General features: G+C 54.4%; 2 tRNA genes and 3 rRNA genes. All 5 read right to left on the bottom strand.

Annotation, left to right across the window (positions count from 1 at the left end):
- Positions 1-346: 346 nt before the first annotated feature.
- Positions 347-461, bottom strand: a 5S ribosomal RNA gene (gene rrf, locus IEX64_RS23775).
- Between the two features lie 120 nt (positions 462-581).
- Positions 582-3374, bottom strand: a 23S ribosomal RNA gene (locus IEX64_RS23770).
- Positions 3375-3625: 251 nt separating this feature from the next.
- Positions 3626-3701, bottom strand: a tRNA-Ala gene (locus IEX64_RS23765).
- Positions 3702-3725: 24 nt separating this feature from the next.
- Positions 3726-3802 (bottom strand) — tRNA-Ile (locus IEX64_RS23760).
- Between the two features lie 176 nt (positions 3803-3978).
- Positions 3979-5466: ribosomal RNA gene (locus IEX64_RS23755) — 16S ribosomal RNA — on the bottom strand.
- The 16S, 23S and 5S rRNA genes sit together here with 2 tRNA genes alongside, the layout of an rRNA operon.
- Positions 5467-5803 lie beyond the last annotated feature (337 nt).

Genomic DNA, 5803 nt, shown 5'->3' with positions numbered 1-5803 from the left:
GCTACCGGGCTGCTCCACCCCGCGTCACCATTGAGGGCTGACATGCCAGCCCGGCAGCAGGTTTTTTTGTTGTTCATTCCGACGTTGTCGGGCTGAACGGCGGGCTGCTCCACCCCGCGTCACCTATGTTTTGGCCTCAGGCGCCGGCGGCTGCATTTGCAGCCTTGGCTATCCTCCCGCCTGACGGCGGTCCGGGCGGCCGTTTGGCCTTGCGAAGCCTTTGGCTTCGGGACCTTGACCCGGTGCGTCTTGATGCGACGCAAAAAGGGCCCTTTGTGGGCCCTTTCGAGGCCTTTGGGGCCTTCTCATTGAGAATGGGTTTTTTGTGAAGCGCGCCGGCTTCAATGCCTGGCGACGTCCTACTCTTCCAACGCTTGAGCGTAAGTACCATCGGCGCTGTCAGGTTTCACGGCCGAGTTCGAGATGGGATCGGGTGGGTCACTGACGCTATGGTCACCAAGCAATGGAGCTGGCGCGTTTCTAATCGATGTATCCGTGCAAATTTGATGTATCTGGCTGGCTTATTGTCCGACATCGCAGACGGCCTTGCGGTTGCAGGACTGTCATTGATGGTGGGATTCATCAAGCATGAACAGAGTTATTAGGACCGGTTAGCTCCATGCGTTACCGCACTTCTACACCCGGCCTATCAACGTGATGGTCTATCACGACTCTATGATACCTAATCTCGAGGGAGGCTTCCCGCTTAGATGCTTTCAGCGGTTATCCCTTCCATACATAGCTACCCTGCTGCGCGGCTGGCGCCACGACAGGTACACCAGAGGTATGTTCATCCCGGTCCTCTCGTACTAGGGACAACTCCTCTCAAGTATCGACGCCCACGGCAGATAGGGACCAAACTGTCTCGCGACGTTCTGAACCCAGCTCACGTACCACTTTAATTGGCGAACAGCCAAACCCTTGGGACCTGCTCCAGCCCCAGGATGTGATGAGCCGACATCGAGGTGCCAAACGATTCCGTCGATATGAGCTCTTGGGAATCATCAGCCTGTTATCCCCGGCGTACCTTTTATCCGTTGAGCGATGGCCCTTCCACGAGGGACCACCGGATCACTATGACCGACTTTCGTCTCTGCTCGATTCGTCAATCTCGCAGTCAGGCAGGCTTATGCCATTGCACTCTTGCAGCCGGTTTCCAACCGGCCTGAGCCTACCATCGCGCGCCTCCGTTACTCTTTAGGAGGCGACCGCCCCAGTCAAACTACCCGCCACAGAGGGTCCCTGTACCGGCTAACGGTACTAGGTTAGACATTAAAAAATCACAGGGTGGTATTTCACCTATGGCTCCACGACAGCTGGCGCCGTCGCTTCAAAGCCTCCCACCTATGCTACACAATAATTTTCCAATGCCACTCTGAAGCTGCAGTAAAGGTGCACGGGGTCTTTCCGTCTAACCGCGGGTACTCCGCATCTTCACGGAGAATTCAATTTCGCTGAGCATATCCTGGAGACAGTGGGGAAGTCGTTACGCCATTCGTGCAGGTCGGAACTTACCCGACAAGGAATTTCGCTACCTTAGGACCGTTATAGTTACGGCCGCCGTTTACCGGGGCTTCAATTCGGAGCTTGCACTCCTCCTCTTAACCTTCCGGCACCGGGCAGGCGTCAGACCCTATACGTCGTCTTGAAGCCGACTTAGCAGAGTCCTGTGTTTTTGCTAAACAGTCGCTACCCCCTGGCCTGTGCCCCCACACACTGCTTGCGCAATGCATGGGCCTCCTTCTTCCGAAGGTACGGAGGCAATTTGCCGAGTTCCTTCAGGATACTTCTCTCAAGCGCCTTGGTATACTCTACCTGACCACCTGTGTCGGTTTCGGGTACGGTCTATACGGAGAGGCTATTTCCTGGAACCACTTCGAAGCCTGACCAATCCGATAAGGTCAGACAACACACGTGATCCGTCACACATCTCCAGGCCCACGAATATTAACGTGGTTCCCATCGACTACCCCCTTCGGGCTCGTCTTAGGGGCCGGCTTACCCTGCTCAGATTAGCTTTAAGCAGGAACCCTTGGTCTTTCGGCGAGAGGGCATCTCACCCTCTTTGTCGCTACTCATGTCAGCATTCGCACTTCCGATACGTCCACGGTCGGTTACCCTCCCGCTTCACTCGCTTACGGAACGCTCCGCTACCGCTCAGAACAAAGTTCTGAACCCTAAGCTTCGGTGCATCACTTGAGCCCCGTTACATTTTCGCCGCAGGATCTCTTATTTAGACCAGTGAGCTGTTACGCTTTCTTTAAAGGATGGCTGCTTCTAAGCCAACCTCCTGGTTGTTTTGGAAATCCCACATGCTTTCCCACTTAGTGATGACTTGGGGACCTTAGCTGTAGGTTAGGGCTGTTTCCCTTTTGACGACGGACCTTAGCACCCGCCGTCTGTCTGCCGGATAAGACTCGTTGGTATTCGGAGTTTGGTTAGAATTGGTAGATCTCGCGACCCCCGCATCCATCCAGTGCTCTACCCCCAACGGCATACATCCGACGCTCTACCTCAATAGATTTCGCGGAGAACCAGCTATTTCCCGGCTTGATTGGCCTTTCACCCCTAAACACAACTCATCCGAGAATTTTTCAACATTCAACGGTTCGGTCCTCCAGTGCGTGTTACCGCACCTTCAACCTGGTCATGCCTAGATCGCCGGGTTTCGGGTCTAATTCATCATACTCAGTCGCCCTGTTCAGACTCGCTTTCGCTGCGCCTACACCTAACGGCTTAAGCTCGCATGATAAATTAAGTCACTGACCCATTATGCAAGAGGTACGCTGTCACTCCCTATAGGAGCTCCAACTGCTTGTAAGCATTCGGTTTCAGGTACTGTTTCACTCCCCTCATCGGGGTGCTTTTCACCTTTCCCTCACGGTACTTGTTCGCTATCGGTCATGTACGAGTATTTAGGCTTGGAGGGTGGTCCCCCCATGTTCAGACAGGATTTCACGTGTCCCGCCCTACTCGAGTCTTCTTGTCTCGCTTTCGCATACGGGGCTGTCACCCGCTATGGCCACTCTTTCCAAAGTGTTCTGCTAGTTGAACAAGAAGCACTGGCCTGGTCCGCGTTCGCTCGCCACTACTAACGGAATCTCGGTTGATGTCTTTTCCTCCGGGTACTTAGATGTTTCAGTTCCCCGGGTTCGCTTCACCAAAGCTATATATTCACTTCGGTGATACCTTATCCACCTCACTCAATAACTGGAAAACCAATCATCGAGAGAAATGGTGAAGGTGGGTTTCCCCATTCGGAAATCGCGGGATCAAAGCTCGCTCACAGCTCCCCCACGCTTATCGCAGCGTGCCACGTCCTTCATCGCCTGTACATGCCAAGGCATCCACCAAATGCTCTTACCTCACGCTTGAGAATCCACACCATCAACGACAGCCCTGCATAAAGACTGCGCTGTAACAGGTGCGGACAATAAATCTCAGCCAGATATACATCTGTATGTAACGCATCGATGTATCTACCGACGTCCGGCAGATACGATGCGCCACGGCATCGATTAAAAAACCCATTCACAATGTCAAAGAAGCGGGCAAATCCCGCATATCCGGTCCGAAGACCGGAATATCGTTTCACTTCATCGCTGGAGTTGCATGTCTGATTGGCTGGTGGAGCCTATCGGGATCGAACCGATGACCCCCTGCTTGCAAAGCAGGTGCTCTCCCAGCTGAGCTAAGGCCCCTTTAGCCAATCTGACCAAGGAAAGTGGTGGGCCTGAGAGGATTTGAACCTCTGACCTCACCCTTATCAGGGGTGCGCTCTAACCAACTGAGCTACAGGCCCACTTTCCGCACCCAGGCAGGCCATAAGGCCGCGGGCGGCGTGAGCCAGCTCAGGCGTACAGCACTCTTGCGAGTGCTATCTCCAGTGATGAAGGGACATGAGGACGACGGCATGTTCTTTGGAGAGGACGAAGCTCTTCCGATGACGAGCACCGGCGCTTTCGGCCAAATCCTTAGAAAGGAGGTGATCCAGCCGCAGGTTCCCCTACGGCTACCTTGTTACGACTTCACCCCAGTCGCTGATCCCACCGTGGCTCGCTGCCCCCTAAAAGGTTAGCGCACGATCTTCGGGTGAAACCAACTCCCATGGTGTGACGGGCGGTGTGTACAAGGCCTGGGAACGTATTCACCGCGGCATGCTGATCCGCGATTACTAGCGATTCCGCCTTCATGCTCTCGAGTTGCAGAGAACAATCCGAACTGAGACGGCTTTTGGAGATTAGCTCACACTCGCGTGCTCGCTGCCCACTGTCACCGCCATTGTAGCACGTGTGTAGCCCAGCCTGTAAGGGCCATGAGGACTTGACGTCATCCCCACCTTCCTCCGGCTTATCACCGGCAGTTTCCTTAGAGTGCCCAACTAAATGGTGGCAACTAAGGACGAGGGTTGCGCTCGTTGCGGGACTTAACCCAACATCTCACGACACGAGCTGACGACAGCCATGCAGCACCTGTCACTGGTCCAGCCGAACTGAAGGAAAAGATCTCTCTAATCCGCGACCAGGATGTCAAAGGCTGGTAAGGTTCTGCGCGTTGCTTCGAATTAAACCACATGCTCCACCGCTTGTGCAGGCCCCCGTCAATTCCTTTGAGTTTTAATCTTGCGACCGTACTCCCCAGGCGGATAACTTAATGCGTTAGCTGCGCCACCCAAACTCCAAGAGCCCGGACAGCTAGTTATCATCGTTTACGGTGTGGACTACCAGGGTATCTAATCCTGTTTGCTCCCCACACTTTCGCACCTCAGCGTCAATACTTGTCCAGCGAGTCGCCTTCGCCACTGGTGTTCTTCCGAATATCTACGAATTTCACCTCTACACTCGGAATTCCACTCGCCTCTCCAAGATTCTAGCGACCTAGTTTCAAAGGCAGTTCCGGGGTTGAGCCCCGGGCTTTCACCTCTGACTTGAGTCACCGCCTACGCGCGCTTTACGCCCAGTAATTCCGAACAACGCTAGCTCCCTCCGTATTACCGCGGCTGCTGGCACGGAGTTAGCCGGAGCTTATTCTCCAGGTACTGTCATTATCATCCCTGGTAAAAGAGCTTTACAACCCTAAGGCCTTCATCACTCACGCGGCATTGCTGGATCAGGCTTTCGCCCATTGTCCAATATTCCCCACTGCTGCCTCCCGTAGGAGTCTGGGCCGTGTCTCAGTCCCAGTGTGGCTGATCATCCTCTCAGACCAGCTATAGATCGTCGCCTTGGTAGGCCATTACCCCACCAACTAGCTAATCTAACGCGGGCTCATCCCTGGGCGATAAATCTTTGGTCCGAAGACATCATCCGGTATTAGCAGTAATTTCTCACTGTTATTCCGAACCCAAGGGCAGATTCCCACGCGTTACGCACCCGTGCGCCACTAAGCCCGAAGGCTTCGTTCGACTTGCATGTGTTAGGCATGCCGCCAGCGTTCGTTCTGAGCCAGGATCAAACTCTCAAGTTTGTGTCACGGATACAAAAGCCGCCAGCCATAAAGGCCAGCCAAGCAATCGCACCGAACTTCAGGAGCCGATACCTGCACTTGTCAAACGTATGGATACGAAGGACATATAAGGTATCGACTGACTATACCGGTTACCGGAGCCCAAAGACCCCCGGACCGGGCGCCGTCGCCCACATGTCCCTTCATCAAAAACCTACAATGTCAAAGAACCACCAACACCCTGCCATCAAGACAAGAACTGGCGGACAACCATCGTTCCCCGTCTCTCGCGACCCGGGGGACTAGCTGTCCGTCTATGTTGGCGACCGCCTCGGTACCGGTGGAAACCGGCGTCGTC

Origin of the sequence: Novosphingobium indicum (assembly GCF_014645195.1) — a bacterium.
Classification (GTDB): domain Bacteria; phylum Pseudomonadota; class Alphaproteobacteria; order Sphingomonadales; family Sphingomonadaceae; genus Novosphingobium; species Novosphingobium indicum.
This window is presented reverse-complemented; position numbering and strand designations above follow the sequence as displayed.